Source organism: Streptomyces sp. NPDC057010, from assembly GCF_042673805.1.
In the GTDB taxonomy this organism is placed as follows: Bacteria; Actinomycetota; Actinomycetes; order Streptomycetales; family Streptomycetaceae; genus Streptomyces.
This window is the reverse complement of record NZ_JBHUSC010000036.1, coordinates 60,201-75,878: the sequence shown is the minus strand read 5'-3', so window position 1 is coordinate 75,878 and position 15,678 is coordinate 60,201. Positions and strand designations below refer to the sequence as shown.

Annotated in this window: 15 protein-coding genes; 6 read left to right on the top strand and 9 right to left on the bottom strand. The window is 71.7% G+C overall.

The features are described 5' to 3' along the window. The coding region (locus ACFTXQ_RS25945) for a SigE family RNA polymerase sigma factor (RefSeq protein WP_382644694.1) at positions 1 to 782 on the bottom strand (782 nt) is incomplete at its 3' end. 192 nt (positions 783 to 974) lie between these two features. Here ACFTXQ_RS25945 and afsQ1 point away from each other — a divergent pair. The 3 genes from afsQ1 (at position 975) to ACFTXQ_RS25930 (ending at position 3,785) form a co-directional block, all read left to right on the top strand. After that, positions 975 to 1,652 carry a two-component system response regulator AfsQ1 gene (gene afsQ1 / locus ACFTXQ_RS25940; protein ID WP_215018238.1) on the top strand — a complete coding sequence of 226 codons (678 nt, stop codon included), beginning with the start codon at positions 975 to 977 and terminating at the stop codon, positions 1,650 to 1,652. After that, positions 1,649 to 3,133, top strand: coding sequence for an ATP-binding protein (locus ACFTXQ_RS25935; RefSeq protein ID WP_382644692.1), 1,485 nt, complete (start codon positions 1,649 to 1,651; stop codon positions 3,131 to 3,133). The genes afsQ1 and ACFTXQ_RS25935 overlap by 4 nt, the downstream gene beginning before the upstream one ends. An 88-nt stretch (positions 3,134 to 3,221) precedes the next feature. Then, positions 3,222 to 3,785, top strand: coding sequence for a hypothetical protein (locus ACFTXQ_RS25930; RefSeq protein WP_382644690.1), 564 nt, complete (start codon positions 3,222 to 3,224; stop codon positions 3,783 to 3,785). Between the two features lie 704 nt (positions 3,786 to 4,489). On the opposite strand, the gene ACFTXQ_RS25925 is transcribed toward ACFTXQ_RS25930, so the two are convergent. From ACFTXQ_RS25925 to ACFTXQ_RS25910, 4 genes are all read right to left on the bottom strand, one after another. Then, entirely contained in the window at positions 4,490 to 6,001 is a 1,512-nt protein-coding gene (locus ACFTXQ_RS25925) for a serine/threonine-protein kinase (RefSeq protein WP_382644688.1), read from the bottom strand. Positions 6,002 to 6,124: 123 nt separating this feature from the next. Then, positions 6,125 to 7,777 (bottom strand): phospho-sugar mutase, encoded by a 1,653-nt coding sequence (locus ACFTXQ_RS25920; RefSeq protein WP_382644686.1) that lies wholly within the window; start codon positions 7,775 to 7,777, stop codon positions 6,125 to 6,127. Between the two features lie 34 nt (positions 7,778 to 7,811). Next, positions 7,812 to 8,618 carry a purine-nucleoside phosphorylase gene (locus tag ACFTXQ_RS25915; RefSeq protein ID WP_382644684.1) on the bottom strand — a complete coding sequence of 269 codons (807 nt, stop codon included), beginning with the start codon at positions 8,616 to 8,618 and terminating at the stop codon, positions 7,812 to 7,814. Positions 8,619 to 8,719: 101 nt separating this feature from the next. Beyond that, positions 8,720 to 9,157 (bottom strand): gamma-glutamylcyclotransferase, encoded by a 438-nt coding sequence (locus tag ACFTXQ_RS25910; protein WP_030231145.1) that lies wholly within the window; start codon positions 9,155 to 9,157, stop codon positions 8,720 to 8,722. Between the two features lie 194 nt (positions 9,158 to 9,351). On the opposite strand from ACFTXQ_RS25910, the gene ACFTXQ_RS25905 reads away from it, so the two are divergent. Beyond that, on the top strand, positions 9,352 to 10,791 hold the full coding sequence (locus tag ACFTXQ_RS25905; protein WP_382644682.1) for an NAD(P)H-quinone dehydrogenase: 1,440 nt from the start codon (positions 9,352 to 9,354) through the stop codon (positions 10,789 to 10,791). 175 nt (positions 10,792 to 10,966) lie between these two features. After that, on the top strand, positions 10,967 to 11,917 hold the full coding sequence (locus ACFTXQ_RS25900; RefSeq protein WP_382644680.1) for a DeoR/GlpR family DNA-binding transcription regulator: 951 nt from the start codon (positions 10,967 to 10,969) through the stop codon (positions 11,915 to 11,917). Positions 11,918 to 11,999: 82 nt separating this feature from the next. Here ACFTXQ_RS25900 and ACFTXQ_RS25895 read toward each other — a convergent pair whose 3' ends face one another. Further along, positions 12,000 to 13,763, bottom strand: coding sequence for an acetyl/propionyl/methylcrotonyl-CoA carboxylase subunit alpha (locus ACFTXQ_RS25895; RefSeq protein ID WP_382644679.1), 1,764 nt, complete (start codon positions 13,761 to 13,763; stop codon positions 12,000 to 12,002). A 374-nt stretch (positions 13,764 to 14,137) separates the two neighbouring features. Between ACFTXQ_RS25895 and ACFTXQ_RS25890 the strand changes: the two genes are divergently transcribed. After that, the gene (locus tag ACFTXQ_RS25890; protein WP_382644677.1) at positions 14,138 to 14,569 is read left to right on the top strand and encodes a hypothetical protein; all 432 of its coding nucleotides are present in this window, start codon (positions 14,138 to 14,140) and stop codon (positions 14,567 to 14,569) included. On the opposite strand, the gene ACFTXQ_RS25885 is transcribed toward ACFTXQ_RS25890, so the two are convergent. The 3 genes from ACFTXQ_RS25885 to ACFTXQ_RS25875 all read right to left on the bottom strand — a co-directional run bounded on the left by ACFTXQ_RS25885 (position 14,550) and on the right by ACFTXQ_RS25875 (position 15,666). Next, the gene (locus tag ACFTXQ_RS25885; protein ID WP_382644675.1) at positions 14,550 to 15,170 is read right to left on the bottom strand and encodes a nucleoside triphosphate pyrophosphatase; all 621 of its coding nucleotides are present in this window, start codon (positions 15,168 to 15,170) and stop codon (positions 14,550 to 14,552) included. The two genes, ACFTXQ_RS25890 and ACFTXQ_RS25885, sit on opposite strands and share 20 nt — an antisense overlap. 42 nt (positions 15,171 to 15,212) lie before the next feature. Next, positions 15,213 to 15,344, bottom strand: a complete 132-nt coding sequence (gene mmpB, locus ACFTXQ_RS25880; RefSeq protein WP_285440800.1) for a morphogenic membrane protein MmpB — start codon at positions 15,342 to 15,344, stop codon at positions 15,213 to 15,215. Between the two features lie 112 nt (positions 15,345 to 15,456). Then, positions 15,457 to 15,666, bottom strand: coding sequence for an acyl-CoA carboxylase epsilon subunit (locus tag ACFTXQ_RS25875; protein ID WP_382644672.1), 210 nt, complete (start codon positions 15,664 to 15,666; stop codon positions 15,457 to 15,459). Positions 15,667 to 15,678 lie beyond the last annotated feature (12 nt).

Here is a 15,678-nt window from a genome sequence, read left to right as displayed (position 1 = left end):
TCAGATGTCCAGTCGCCACCGGCGCAGGTGCGGCCGCCTGGCCCGCTCGTCGGGGCGCGTCTGGGGACGCGCGACCGGGCGGGGGGCCCACCGTCGCGCCCGAAGCTCAGCGCCTCGTCGTCCCGCAGCCGCCGCAGCGACCGCCAGATGCTCGACTTCACCGTGCCGACGCTGATCCCGAGGATCTCCGCGATCTCCGGGTCCGTGCGGCCCTCGTAGTAGCGCAGCACCAGCATCGTGCGCTGCGGCTCCGGGATCCGGGCCAGCGCCTGCCACAGCACCGCGCGCAGCTCCGTACCGCGCATCGCGTCCGTGTCCGAGGCCGTCTCCGGCAGTTCCTCCGTCGGGTACTCGTTCAGCTTCCGGCGGCGCCACGCGCTGATGTGCAGGTTCGTCATCGTGCGGCGCAGGTACCCGCCGACGGCGGCCTTGTCGCTGATCCGGTCCCAGGCGCGGTACGTCGAGAACAGTGCGCTCTGCAGCAGGTCCTCGGCCTCGTACCGGTCCCCGGTCAGGTGGAAGGCCGTCGCGTAGAGGGCGGCCCGCCGCTCCTGGACGTACGCCGTGAACTCCGCCTCCGACGTGGAGGACGGGGCGGGCTGTCCGGGCTGTCCAGGCTGTCCGGACTGCGCGGGAACCGCCTGGTACTGGTTTGCGTCGATGGCTACGAGATGGGCCGGCCGGGTCCGGGTGACCGTCACCGAACGGACACCCGCCCGACGGTTCACATCGTGCAGCCGCGTGACAACCGCGCTGGTCGTGGTGCTGTGCAGCGTGTTCATCTCGCGCCCCCCGTCGTGGAGTCTGCTTCGGTTTCGGTGTTCGGTTCCGTGCTTTCGTTCGCTGATAGAAGACTGCCCCGCCGACTTAACCGGGGTGTCCGCCGACTGTCACAGGCCTGTCACAGCGGACTCCGCGAGATCCCGTGTCCCCGGCGGTCGAACTCCCGAGTGCCGATGGGACAGAATGAGCCCGTGCCTTTCCTGTTGCTGATCGAGGACGACGACGCCATCCGCACGGCCCTCGAACTCTCCCTGTCTCGCCAGGGCCACCGTGTGGCCACCGCGGCGACGGGCGAGGACGGCCTGAAACTGCTCCGTGAGCAGCGGCCGGACCTGATCGTGCTGGACGTCATGCTGCCCGGGATCGACGGTTTCGAGGTCTGCCGGCGGATCCGCCGCACCGACCAGCTGCCGATCATCCTGCTCACCGCGCGCAACGACGACATCGACGTGGTCGTCGGCCTGGAGTCCGGCGCCGACGACTACGTGGTCAAGCCCGTCCAGGGGCGTGTCCTCGACGCCCGCATCCGGGCCGTGCTGCGCCGCGGCGAGCGGGAGTCCAGCGACTCCGCGAGCTTCGGCTCCCTCGTCATCGACCGGTCCGCCATGACGGTGACGAAGAACGGCGAGGACCTGCAGCTCACGCCGACCGAGCTGCGGCTGCTGCTGGAGCTGAGCCGCCGGCCCGGGCAGGCGCTGTCCCGGCAGCAGTTGCTGCGGCTGGTGTGGGAGCACGACTACCTCGGCGACTCGCGGCTCGTCGACGCCTGCGTGCAGCGGCTGCGCGCCAAGGTCGAGGACGTGCCGTCCTCGCCCACCCTGATCCGGACCGTCCGCGGCGTCGGCTACCGCCTGGACTCCCCGCAGTGATCCGCGCGCTGCTCGCGGGCCGGCGCTGGACCAGCCTGCGGCTGCGGCTCCTCGTCGTCTTCGCCCTGGTCGCACTGACGGCCGCCGTCTCCGCCTCCGGGATCGCGTACTGGCTCAACCGCGAGGCCGTGCTCACCCGTACCCAGGACGCGGCGCTCGGAGACTTCCGGCAGGAGATGCAGAACCGCGCCGCCGCCCTGCCCGCCGATCCGACGCCCGAGGAGATGCAGCGCACCGCCGAGCTGATGGCGGGCAGCAGCCCCGGCTACAGCGTGCTGCTGGTGCAGGAGCGCAAGGACGGCCGTCAGGTGTCGGGGCAGGCGGGGCCGGACGCCTTCGCGCTGGCCGACGTACCGAAGTCCCTCCAGCACGCGGTCAACGACCGGCAGAAGACGACGTCGGCGAACGACTCCGAGTACCACGTGTACTGGCAGCGGACGAAGCCGCGCGGCAATCCGTACCTGGTCGGCGGGACGCGGATCGTGGGCGGCGGGCCTACGGGTTACATGTACAAGTCGTTGGCGCAGGAGCGGGATGACTTGAATGCGCTGGCGTGGTCGTTGACGATCGCGACCGGGCTGGCGCTGCTCGGGTCGGCGCTGCTGGCGCAGGCCGCGGCCCGGACCGTGCTCAAGCCCGTGCAGCGGCTGGGCGACGCGGCGCGGCGGCTGGGCGAGGGCGAGCTGGACCACCGGCTGGACGTGTCGGGGACGGACGAACTCGCCGATCTCTCGCACACCTTCAACAAGACGGCGGAGGCGCTGGAGAAGAAGGTCGCCGACATGAGCGCGCGCGAGGAGGCGAGCCGGCGCTTCGTCGCGGACATGTCGCACGAACTGCGCACGCCGCTGACGGCGTTGACGGCCGTGTCCGAGGTGCTGGAGGAGGAGGTCGACGACCTCGATCCGATGATCGCACCGGCGGTCGCGCTCGTCGTGAGCGAGACGCGGCGGCTGAACGACCTGGTGGAGAACCTGATGGAGGTCACCCGCTTCGACGCGGGCACGGCCCGGCTGGTGCTGGACGACGTGGACGTCGCCGACCAGGTCACGGCCTGCATCGACGCCCGGGCCTGGCTCGACGCGGTCGAACTCGACGCCGAGCGCGGCATCGTGGCGCGGCTCGACCCGCGGCGGCTCGACGTCATCCTGGCCAACCTGATCGGCAACGCCCTCAAGCACGGCGGGTCGCCGGTGCGGGTCAAGGTGGTCGTGGAGGGCGAGTGGCTGGTGATCGCGGTGCAGGACAACGGGCCGGGGATCCCGGAGGACGTCCTGCCGCACGTCTTCGACCGCTTCTACAAGGCGAGCGCTTCGCGGCCGAAGTCGGACGGCAGTGGACTGGGGCTTTCGATCGCCGTGGAGAACGCGCACATCCACGGCGGGGACATCACCGCGGCCAACGGGCCGGAGGGCGGGGCGCTGTTCACGCTGCGGCTGCCGGTGGACGTGGGGAAGGTGATCGCGGGTGAGCAGGCGTAGGTCTGTGGGTGCGGCTGCGGTCGCGGCGTTGACGGTTCTGTTCTCGGGGTGTGTCTCCGGGTGCGGGATCCGGGCGACCACCGTGCCGGTGGACGTCGGGCCGGCGCCCTCGCGGGTGTCCTGCGACACCCCGGCGCAGCCGAGCGGGCAGAGCGGGGTGCAGGGCTTCCGGGCCACGGTGGAACTGGTCTGCGGCTCGCAGCTGGTGGGCGTGGAGCGGGTGGTTCCGGTACCGGAGAAGCGGACGCTGAAGGATCCCGTGGCGCTCGTCGCCCAGGCGCTGCTGGAGGCGCTGGAGCGGACGCCGTCCGGGGAGGAGCGGGACGCCGGGTTCACGACCGGGGTCCCCGAGGGGCTGACGGCGGTCGCGCCGAGGGCGGGGGACCCGGCGGGCACGGTGCGGTTGAGCCGCAAGCCGGAGGACCTGCCGCCGGTGGCGCTGGCGCAGATCGTGTGCACGCTGTCGGACAGCGACGCCGTGTCGGCGGGCCCGGGGCCGCTGGTCCTGGGCGGCCCGGACGCGGATCCGCCGCGGAAGTGGGAGTGCACGGACGCGGTGCGGTCGCGGCCGGAGTCGGTGCCGACCCTGGGGGAGATCGCTCAACCTACGGCTTCGGCGGGGGCTTCGCCGGGGGCTTCAGCGGGGCGGTGAGGCTGGGGGCCGACGGGGCTGACGGGGGCTTTGTGGGGGGCGGCTGTGGTTTGCGTTGCCTCGTGGCGCGTGCCTGTGCGGGTCGGTGTGCGTTGCCGCGCGGTGCGGGCCCGCTATCTCCCCCTCGGGCTCCCGGGCTCGGTCGGTGGCTGCCCACCTGCCTCCAGTGTGGGGGCCGGGGGGTGCGTTGCCGCGCGGTGCGGGTCGGGGGTTCGGTTGGGCGGTCTCAGGGAGGGTTGGGGGTTTCCCGTCAGTCCCATCGTCCTTCCGGGGCGGGCCGGCCTGTCAAGGGCGCTCCTGCGTCGCGTCGCTTCGCGATGGCCTTCGGCCACCCTTGACAGACCGGCCCGCCCCGGAAAAACGAAGACTGCCGGGAAGCCCCCAAAGGAACGGGCCGGGTCAGAGACGCATGGACGGTCCCGCCAGAGAGGTGCGAGGGGACGGGGCTCGGCCCACCGGGCAGCCGGGGCGGTGTCCATCTGATTCCGGGCCGGGGTGCCCCCGATCGTCCTGCGGAGCACCCACGCGCGTCAGATCGCTACCCGCTTCTCTCTGCCTGGCGGCCCCCGGCCGTCCGGGGCTGGTGCCCGCGCCACACGCTGACCGGATCACCCTGCGGAGCACAGAGGCGCGTCGGATCGCCACGCGCTCCTGCCGGCTCGGCGTCCGCCGGTCGTCCGTGGCGGAAGGCAAGAGGAGGGAGGTCACTGAGACTTGACGCACAGTTCCCAGGGCTTGGCGTTCGGGCCTGGGAAGGTGACGGTCCTGTAGAGGTGGGCGTCGACGGCCTTGCTGTCGGCCTTGTAGTAGTAGAAGCCGTCGCAGCCGGTCTTCTTGGACTCGTCGCTGAAGAAGAGGGGCCAGGAAACCGAGGACGCTATGCGGTAATCGACTGTGTACGTGGTGGCGCCGGACCAGCAGGGGACCTTGACCCAGTCGTCTCCGTCGGTGTTGTGAACGCAGTCGCCCACCTCGGCGGAGGACACGTCCCCGTTCAGGCCGGAGCTGACCCAGTTGGCGAAGGAGTTGTTCTCCGCGTACAGGATCGTCAGCGTGACCGCGATGGCGGCGATCCAGCCGAGGAGTGGCCGTGCTTTTGACTGACTCGCGGGTGGGGCGGGCGGCTGTTCCGCGGGCTTTTGTTGGCTCCCCAGCAGTACGTCCTTGCCCTGTTGCCGGGCGGCGATGCGCTCGGTGGTGCCGGGCTTGAGGTGGAGGACGCAGGGGGCGCTGTTGTGCCCGTTGCTCTTCACCACGACTTTGCGAGCGCCTGGGGCGAGCGAGTACGTGCCTGTCGCGCCGGGCCTGACCGTTTCCCGGTACGCGTCGTCGAGAGTGATGCCGAGCCAGTCGCCGGTCTGGTTCTCGATCTGCAGGGTGGCTTGCTCCTTCTGCGGTGACGGGGCGTCGAGCAGTTTCAGCGCCTTGGCGATGGAGGGGCGGTCGGCCGGGTTCTTCTCCAGGAGGGACTTGATGAGGGGTTCGATGCGGCCTGCTCGCCGCATGGGGGGAGTCTCCTCGAAGGCCACTGCGTGGAGCGAGCCGGCCGGGTCGTCGCGATGGAACGGGCTGACGCCCTCCACAGCCTCGTACAGCGTCGTGCCCAGGGAAAACAGGTCGCTCGCGGGGCCCGCCTCCTTGCCCTGGGCCCGCTCGGGGGAGAGGTACGGCAGGGAGCCGATGACCAGGCCGGTCGCGGTCAGCCGCGAATCGGTTCGGTTGACGGCGATGCCGAAGTCGGTGAGCAGGATCTGGTGGTCGTCGGCGAGCATGACGTTGGCCGGCTTGATGTCGCGGTGGACGATGCCCTGTTCGTGGGCGGCGTCGAGGGCGCTGAGGAGGGCCTTGGCGAGCTTGGCGGTGTCGTCGACGGACAGGCGCTTCCTCTGGGCCAGGCGCTCCTGGAGGGTGCCGCCGGAGACGAGCTGCATCACGATCCACGGGGCCTCGTCGACGATGACCACGTCGTGGACGCTGATGATGTGTGGGTGGTCGCGCAGCTTGGCGGCGTTGCGGGCCTCGCGCCGGGCGCGACGCAGGCGGTCATGGCGCTCGGCCTCGGGGAGGTGCGGCTCGACGATCAACTCTTTGACGGCGACGTCGGTTTGGAGGGTCTCGTCCCGTGCGGCCCAGACCCGCCCGAACCCTCCGGCCCCGAGGACCCGCTCAAGCCGGTACCGGCCGCCTAAGAGCAGCCCTTGCGTCCCCTGCGCCACGACGCCCCCTCGTCCCACCTCTGATTGGTCGTGGTGACGATGTTGTCAGGTCTGGATCGGTCCCCATAGAGGGGTGGGAAGGCGACGGCCCCCTCAGTGGAGTTGAGGGGGCCGTTGGGGGCGTCAGATGCCCATGGCTGCTGCCAGGTCCTTTTTGATTGCTTCCAGGATTTCCTGGCCGCGGGTGCGGGCCGGGGGCAGGTCGGAGGGTTCGGGTACCGGGACCACGACCTCCAGGTAGCACTTCAGCTTCGGTTCCGTGCCCGACGGGCGGACGATCACGCGGGCCTTGTGGTCGCCGTCCAGGTAGTAGCGCAGGCCGTCCGTGGGCGGGAGCTTCTCCGTGCCGACCGAGAGGTCCTCCGCCGAGACGACGTGCAGGCCCGCGAGGGAGGTGGGCGGCTCCGCGCGCAGCTTGGCCATGGCGTTGGCGATGACGGAGAGGTCCGAGACGCGGACCGACAGCTGGTCGGTGGCGTGCAGGCCGTGGGCCATCGCCAGGTCGTCCAGGAGGTCGGTCAGGGTGCGGCCCTGTTCCTTCAGTTCCGAGGCCAGTTCGGCCACGAGCAGGGCGGCGGTGATGCCGTCCTTGTCGCGGACGCCCTCCGGGTCCACGCAGTAGCCCAGGGCTTCCTCGTAGCCGTAGCGCAGGCCCTCCACGCGGGAGATCCATTTGAAACCCGTGAGGGTTTCTTCGTGGGGCAGGCCCGCGGCCTCTGCGATGCGGCCCAGGAGGGACGAGGAGACGATCGATTCCGCGAAGGTGCCCTGGGCGCCCTTGTGGACCAGGTGGGCCGCCAGGACGGCGCCGACCTCGTCGCCGCGCAGCATGCGCCAGCCGCCGTTGTCCGGCACCGCCACCGCGCAGCGGTCCGCGTCCGGGTCGTTGGCGATCACGATGTCGGGGCGGACCTCGGCGGCCTTCGCGAAGGACAGGTCCATCGCGCCCGGCTCCTCCGGGTTGGGGAAGGCGACCGTGGGGAAGGCCGGGTCGGGTTCCGCCTGCTCCGCGACCAGGACGGGCTTCGGGAAGCCGTGGCGGGCGAAGGCGGCCATGACGACGTCCTTGCCCACGCCGTGCATGGCCGTGTAGACGGTCCGCACGCCCCGGGGGCCGCCGGGGGTCAGGACGGCGTCCGTACGGGCCAGGTAGGCCTCCAGGACCTCCTCGTCGAGCTGCAGCCAGCCGTCCTTGGGGCGGGGGACCGAGTCGAGCGTCGTCACGCGGGCGATGTGGCCCGCGATCTCGGCGTCCGCCGGGGAGACGATCTGGGAGCCGTCGCCGAGGTAGACCTTGTAGCCGTTGTCCCGGGGAGGGTTGTGGCTCGCGGTCACCTCGACGCCGGCGACGGCGCCCAGGTGCCTTATGGCGTACGCGAGGACGGGCGTGGGGAGGGGGCGGGGGAGTACGGCCGCGCGCAGACCGGCGCCGGTCATGACCGCCGCGGTGTCGCGGGCGAAGTCCGCCGACTTGTAGCGCGCGTCGTAGCCGACGACGACCAGGCCGCCGTCGTGGCCCTGGGCCTTCAGGTAGGCCGCGAGGCCCGCCGCCGCCCGGATGACCACGGAGCGGTTCATCCGCATCGGGCCGGCGCCGATCTCGCCGCGCAGACCGGCGGTGCCGAACTGCAGCGTGCCGGAGAAGCGGTCCGCGAGCTCCGCGGTGTCGCCCGCGTCGATGAGCGCGCGCAGTTCGGCCGCCGTCTCCTCGTCGGGGTCCTCCGCCAGCCAGGCCTGGGCCCGGGTGATCAGGTCGTCCTGTGCCTGTTCCTGCACTACTTCCGCCTTAGCTCTCGTACGTGCCCGTGCCTCAGATGCGGGCGAGGACCTGGGTCAGCAGCTTGCCCATGCGCGCGGCCGAGTCGCGGCCGGCCTGGAGGACCTCTTCGTGGTTCAGCGGCTCGCCGGAGATGCCCGCCGCCAGGTTGGTGACCAGGGAGATGCCGAGCACCTCGGCGCCGGCCTCACGGGCGGCGATGGCCTCCAGCACGGTGGACATGCCGACCAGGTCCGCGCCCATGACGCGGATCATGTTGATCTCGGCCGGGGTCTCGTAGTGCGGGCCGGGGAACTGGACGTAGACACCCTCTTCGAGGGTCGAGTCGATCTCCTTGCACATCGCGCGCAGACGCGGCGAGTACAGGTCGGTGAGGTCCACGAAGTTCGCGCCGACGATCGGCGAGGTCGCGGTGAGGTTGAGGTGGTCGCTGATCAGGACCGGCTGGCCGGGCTTCATGCCCTCGCGCAGACCGCCGCAGCCGTTGGTCAGGACGACGGTCTTGCAGCCGGCGGCGACTGCGGTACGGACGCCGTGGGCGACGGCGGCGACGCCGCGGCCCTCGTAGTAGTGGGTCCGGCCGAGGAAGAGCAGCGCGCGCTTGTCGCCGATCTTGTACGAGCGGATCTTGCCGCCGTGGCCCTCGACGGCCGGGGGCGGGAAGCCGGGCAGCTCGGTGACCGGGAACTCGGCCTCGGGCGCGCCGAGCGCCTCTGCGGCGGGGGCCCAGCCGGAGCCCATCACGAGGGCGACATCGTGGGTCTCGGCGCCGGTGAGCTCGCGCAGGCGGGCGGCGGCGGCGGAGGCGGCGGCGAAGGGGTCGGTAACAGATGCGTTCACGCGGACGAGCGTAGCCGCTTTCGGCCTACGCGCGTAGATGGCACAGCTCACGGTGTTCGGATCGTTGCCTTGTCGTTTCCGCCGAATCGTCCCGCCCGCGGCTAGCAGGGCCGCTTGCGGAGTTCCATCACGTAGTCGTGCGGGGCGCCCGCGGACTCGGCCGCGTCGGCGATCTCGCCCAGGTAGCGCGCGGACGGCAGGCCGCCCTCGTAGCCGTTGAGGACGTACACCCAGGCCGCCTCCTCGCCGTCCAGGGTGTGGACGCGGATCCGCATGCGGCGGTAGATGTCCAGCCCCACGCCCTCCCAGCGGTCCATCGAGTCCTCGTCCAGCGGCGCGATGTCGTACAGCGCGACGAAGACCTGGTGGCGCGGGGCCTCGACGATCGTCGCGAGCGCGCCCTCCCAGCCCATCTGCTCGCCGCCGAAGGTCAGCCGCCAGTCGTTGATCCAGCCCGTGCCGCGCAGCGGCGAATGGGGTGCGCGGCGCGTCATCAGCCGCGGGTCGAGGTTGCCGGCGTACGCGGCGTAGAGCGACATGAGGTCGAGGGTACGGGAGGGGCGCCGGTGCACGCGTGCCCGGATGGCGCCCGACGCTGCCCGGATGGAGGGACCGGGCGCGAAGCACCTTGAAGCGTGCGGGACAATGGGGCACGGAATGCATCCCCCGGGGAGACCCCCCGGACCACCGGCCGGGGCGGCAGCCGGCCGGGTAGACGTGAGGCGGAGTTTTCGTGACCCGGATCGTGATCATCGGCGGCGGACCCGGCGGGTACGAGGCGGCCCTGGTAGGGGCCCAGCTCGGCGCGGAGGTGACCGTCGTGGACTGCGACGGCCTGGGCGGGGCCTCGGTCCTGACCGACTGCGTACCGTCCAAGACGCTCATCGCGACCGCCGAGGTCATGACGACCTTCGACTCGTCGTACGAGGAGCTCGGGATCGTCGTCGCGGACGACACCCCGCCCCTGGAGCAGGCCGCGCGCGTCGTCGGCGTGGACCTCGGCAAGGTCAACCGGCGCGTCAAGCGCCTCGCGCTCGCCCAGTCGCACGACATCACCGCCTCCGTGACCCGGGCCGGCGCCCGCGTCGTGCGCGGCCGGGGCAAGCTCGGCGGCCCGCAGGGCATCGACGGCACGCGGGACGTCATCGTCACCGCCGCCGACGGCACGGAGACGATCCTGACCGCCGACGCCGTGCTGATCGCGACCGGCGGCACCCCGCGCGAGATCCCGGACGCCATGCCCGACGGCGAGCGGATCCTGAACTGGACCCAGGTCTACGACCTCGACGAGCTCCCCGAGGAGCTCATCGTGGTCGGCTCGGGTGTGACCGGCGCCGAGTTCGCCGGCGCGTACCAGGCGCTCGGGTCCCGGGTGACGCTGGTGTCCTCCCGCGACCGCGTGCTGCCGGGCGAGGACCCCGACGCGGCCGCCGTCCTGGAGGACGTGTTCCGGCGGCGCGGCATGAACGTCATCGGCCGCTCGCGCGCCGAGTCCGCCAAGCGCGTCGGGGACCGGGTGGAGGTCACCCTGTCCGACGGCCGGGTCATCACGGGCACGCACTGCCTGATGGCGGTCGGCGCGATCCCCAACACCAAGGACATGAACCTGGAGGAGTCCGGGGTCCGGCTCAAGGACTCCGGGCACATCTGGACCGACAAGGTGTCGCGGACCTCGTCGCCCGGCGTGTACGCCGCCGGTGACGTGACCGGGATCTTCGCGCTGGCCTCCGTCGCCGCCATGCAGGGCCGCATCGCGATGTACCACTTCCTCGGCGACGCGGTGGCCCCGCTCAACCTCAAGACGGTGTCGTCGAACGTCTTCACCGACCCCGAGATCGCCACGGTCGGCTACACCCAGGCCGACGTGGACGCCGGGAAGATCGACGCCCGCGTGGTGAAGCTGCCGCTGCTGCGCAACCCGCGCGCCAAGATGCAGGGCATCCGGGACGGCTTCGTGAAGCTGTTCTGCCGTCCGGGCACCGGGATCGTCGTCGGCGGTGTGGTCGTCTCCCCGCGTGCGAGCGAGCTGATCCACCCGATCTCGATCGCGGTCGACAACAACCTGACGGTCGAGCAGATCGCAAACGCGTTCACCGTGTACCCCTCCCTGTCGGGATCGATCGCCGAGGTGGCCCGCCAGCTGCACACGCGGAAGGCCGCCGGGGAGGCGTAACCGGCTCGAACCGCCGCATACCGTAAGGGGTTTGGGGCGGGGCGCCGTTTCGTGGCCGGCCGTTCACGCAACTCTCCGGCCGCGTATACCACTAGTCGCCCCACCGTATGGACAACTTCGGTATTCCGGCGCAAGGAGCTGAAAGCAGACGGTCGTTGGGGTTACTGTCAGTTTCGTGTTCGCTGCAGAACGTCGCCAATTGATCCTCGAAATGGTGCGGGCCAACGGAGCGGTATCGCTCCGGGAGCTCGCCCGCGTCGTCCAGACCTCCGAAGTGACCGTACGGCGGGACGTGCGGGCACTGGAGGCAGAAGGACTCCTCGACCGCCGACACGGCGGTGCGGTCTTGCCGGGCGGTTTCACGCGGGAGTCCGGCTTTCCGCAAAAGTCCCATCTCGCGACGGCGGAGAAGACCGCCATCGCCGATGTGGCGGCCGGCCTCGTGGAAGAGGGCGAGGCCGTCGTCGTCGGCGCGGGCACCACGACCCAGGAGCTGGCCCGCCGGCTCGCCCGGGTGCCCGGACTGACCGTCGTCACCAACTCCCTCCTGGTGGCGCAGGCCCTGGCCCACGCCAACCGGGTCGAGGTCGTCATGACCGGCGGCACCCTGCGCGGCTCCAACTACGCCCTCGTGGGCAGCGGTGCCGAGCAGTCCCTCCAGGGGCTCCGGGTCTCCCGCGCGTTCCTCTCCGGCAGCGGTCTGACGGCCGAGCGCGGCCTGTCGACGTCCAACATGCTGTCCGCGAGCGTGGACCGGGCCCTGGTGCAGGCGGCGGGGGAGGTGGTGGTCCTCGCCGACCACACCAAGCTCGGCACGGACACCATGTTCCAGACGGTGCCGACGGACGTGATGACCCGCCTGGTGACGGACGAGCCGCCGCCGCACGACGACCGGGCCGCCACGGAGCTGCAGGCGCTGGCCGACCAGGGCGTGCAGATCACGGTGGCCGGCTCCGGGATGCCGGGCGCCGCGTCCGGCGACGGCCTTCCCCCGGGGCGCCGTCCCCGCCGCGACTCGCCCCTCCCGGTCCAGCGCCGCGGCGGCCCCCAGCTGCGCAGCGCGGGCATGGTGCCGGACCCGCAGCCGGGCGAGCGGGCCCGGGTCGCGGACATGCGGCGCCGCTAGGGGGTGTCCTGGGCTCCGCCCGGACCCTGCACGAAGGCCCCGCCCGGGTGAACCGGGCGGGGCCTTCGGGTGACCGGGGGCGTCAGTCCTTGATCTCGCAGATCGTGGCGCCCGAGGTGAGGGAGGCGCCGACCTCGGCCGTGAGGCCGACGATGGTGCCGGAGCGGTGCGCGTTCAGCGGCTGCTCCATCTTCATCGCCTCGAGTACGACGACCAGCTCGCCCTCCTCGACGCGCTGGCCCTCCTCGACCGCGACCTTGACGATCGTGCCCTGCATCGGCGAGGCGAGGGTGTCGCCGGAGGCGGCCGGGCCGGACTTCTTGGCGGCGCGGCGCTTGGGCTTGGCACCGCCGGCGGCGGCCGTACGGGCCAGGGTCATGCCGAGCGAGGACGGGAGGGAGACCTCCAGGCGCTTGCCGCCGACCTCGACGACGACCGTCTCGCGGCCCGGCTCGTCCTCGGTCTCCTCCGCGGCCGGGGCCGCGAACGCCGGGATCTCGTTGACGAACTCGGTCTCGATCCACCGGGTGTAGACCGTGAACGGGCTGCCGTCGGCGGGGGCGAACGCCGGGTCGGTGACGACCGCGCGGTGGAAGGGGATGGCGGTGGCCATGCCCTCCACCTCGAACTCGGCGAGCGCGCGGGCGGCGCGCTGGAGGGCCTGCTCGCGGGTGGCGCCGGTGACGATCAGCTTGGCCAGCAGGGAGTCCCAGGCCGGGCCGATCACGCTGCCGGACTCGACGCCCGTGTCGAGGCGCACGCCGGGGCCCGAGGGCGCGGCGAACTTGGTGACGGTGCCGGGGGCCGGCAGGAAGCCGCGGCCCGGGTCCTCGCCGTTGATGCGGAACTCGAAGGAGTGACCGCGCAGGACCGGGTCGCCGTAGCCGAGCTCCTCGCCGTCGGCGATGCGGAACATCTCGCGCACGAGGTCGATGCCCGAGACCTCCTCGGTGACCGGGTGCTCGACCTGGAGACGGGTGTTGACCTCCAGGAAGGAGATCAGGCCGTCGGCGGAGACCAGGAACTCGACCGTGCCGGCGCCGACGTAGCCGGCCTCCTTCAGGATCGCCTTCGAGGCGGCGTACAGCTCCGCGTTCTGCGCCTCGGAGAGGAACGGCGCCGGGGCCTCCTCCACGAGCTTCTGGTGGCGGCGCTGCAGCGAGCAGTCACGGGTGGAGACGACGACCACGTTGCCGTGGGAGTCGGCCAGGCACTGGGTCTCGACGTGCCGCGGCTTGTCGAGGTAGCGCTCGACGAAGCACTCGCCGCGGCCGAAGGCGGCGACGGCCTCGCGGACGGCGGACTCGTAGAGCTCCGGCACCTCTTCGAGGGTGCGGGCGACCTTGAGGCCGCGGCCGCCACCGCCGAAGGCGGCCTTGATGGCGATGGGCAGGCCGTGTTCCTTGGCGAACGCGACCACCTCGTCGGCCCCGGACACGGGGTCCGGCGTACCGGCGACCAGCGGCGCGCCGGCCCGCTGGGCGATGTGACGGGCGGCGACCTTGTCACCGAGGTCCCGGATGGCCTGCGGCGGCGGACCGATCCAGGTCAGGCCGGCGTCGAGTACGGCCTGCGCGAAGTCGGCGTTCTCGGACAGGAAGCCGTATCCGGGATGGATGGCGTCCGCACCGGAATCGGCTGCGGCCTGAAGGACCTTGGAGATGTCCAGGTAGCTGGCGGCCGGGGTGTCACCGCCCAACGCGAAAGCTTCGTCGGCCGCGCGGACGTGCAGAGCGTCCCGGTCCGGATCGGCGTAGACGGCTACGCTCGCGATCCCGGCGTCCCGGCAGGCCCGAGCAACGCGGACAGCGATTTCGCCACGGTTGGCGATGAGCACCTTGCGCACGATGGCTCCCTCCTTGAAACAAGCTGAGTTTAGGGACAGCCCACACGGCCTTTCGACCCTTCCCCAGTGGTGACCTTGCCCACACAGAGTGTGATGCGGGGTCACTTGGACTGGGAAAGCCTTGTGGCGCCCCAGGTCAGGGGGATCCCCGACTGCACAGTAACCCCGTCATGTATCCAAGGTCTCTGTCCAGCCGGTCAGCGGGCCCGGGTGATTCTTTGTCGAGTCCCTACGAACGGCCCACATTTTCTTTGCTTGATCGCTGTACAGGGGCCCTACCGTAACGAAGCGGCCCGGACCTCTTGTCCGCACGTTTACCCGTTAGTAGCCTCCAGGCGTCGAACAGGCTTGTGACGCGTGGGGGGTGGGGCGAGGTGCTGCGCAGACTCGTGGCCGGGCTGGCCGCGATCGTGCTCGTCGCGGAAGCGGCCGTGCTCGTGCTCGTCCACATCGTGCTGGGCCGGACCACGGAGAACCAGTCGATGTCCATCGCGGGCAGCGACCCGGATGTCATGTCCAAGGCAACCTACGGCCTCGGGGCGGGCATGGGGGCCTTCCTGCTCCTGACCGCCGTACTCGCCGCCCTCACCGCGGTACGCGACCGGGAACCCGGCCGCTTCGCCCGCGTCGTGCTCGTCTCCGCCGCCGTCACCCACGGCGTCCTCGGCGTGCTCACCGTCGCCCTGGTCGGCTGGGGCGCCTTCGCGGTGATGATGCTGATCCTGTGCCTGCTCGTACTGACCCTGACGCTCTACGCCGCGCCGCCTGCGCCGCCGCTCGGGGAGCTCAAGCCCACAAGTCCGTGATGGACACGCCCAGTTCACCCAGCAGGGAACGCAGCAGCGGCAGCGACAGCCCGATCACGTTGCCGGGGTCCCCGTCGATGCCCTCGATGAACGGCGCCGACAGCCCGTCCAGCGTGAACGCGCCCGCCACGTGCAGCGGCTCGCCGCTCGCCACGTACGCCGCGACCTCCGCGTCCGTGGGCTCGCCGAAGCGGACCGTCGTGGAGGCCGTCGCCGAGACCTGACGGCCGTCCGCCGTGTCGATCACGCAGTGCCCCGTGCGCAGCACCCCGGAGCGGCCGCGCATCGCCTTCCAGCGGGCCGTGGCCTCCTCGGCGTCCGCCGGCTTGCCCAGCGCCTCGCCGTCCAGCTCCAGTACGGAGTCACAGCCGATCACCAGCGCGCCCGCGGCCTCCTCCAGAGCCGCCACGACCGCCGCCTTCGCCTCGGCCAGCGCCAGGGCCAGCTCGGCGGGCTCGTCGTGGTTCAGCGCGTCCTCGTCGAAGCCGCTGACGATGACGTGGGGGGCGAGCCCGGCCTGCCGCAGCAGGTTCAGCCGGGCCGGGGAGGCGGAGGCGAGGACGAGCTTGCGCGTGTCTCCGGACGGAGCGGTGGCGGTCATGCAGCCATCGTAGGGGCGCCGCGCGCACGGCCCGGCGGGGGCCTAGAAGCCCACGCCGAGGACGTAGACCACGACGAGCATGGCGAGGGCGAGCACCACGGTCATCCGCCGGATCATCGCCTGCGCGTCGCGCATGTCCTTCGGCGGCTCGTTCTTGGGATCGGACCAGAGCATGCCCCGATCCTGGCCCCGGGGACGCGTGTGGCGCCTGAGTACGGGTACTCAGGCGCCACCGTCCGTTCGCGTCATCTTCCGCATCCGGGCCGGACGGGACCGGCCGGCGGTCCTAGCCGGGCCAGTACGTACGGCCCCACGCGCGCGGCCCCGGCCGCGGCAGCCGGCGCCGCGCCACCCGGGCCGGCGTCGACCACTCGTCCGCGACCCGGGGCGCGCCCGACGGCGTGGAGGCCAGCGCCGCCGCGCGCGCTTGGACCACCGCCAGAGCGGCGGCCAGCTCCTCCGGGGTCGGATTGCCCTTGACGACCTTGATCACCACAGAGACCTCCTG

Coding starts and splice junctions, on each gene's coding strand:
- mmpB (WP_285440800.1), bottom strand. CDS start 15,344: ATGCTCTGGTCCGATCCCAAGAACGAGCCGCCGAAGGACATGCGCGAC.
- ACFTXQ_RS25910 (WP_030231145.1), bottom strand. CDS start 9,157: ATGTCGCTCTACGCCGCGTACGCCGGCAACCTCGACCCGCGGCTGATG.
- ACFTXQ_RS25885 (WP_382644675.1), bottom strand. CDS start 15,170: ATGACCGCCACCGCTCCGTCCGGAGACACGCGCAAGCTCGTCCTCGCC.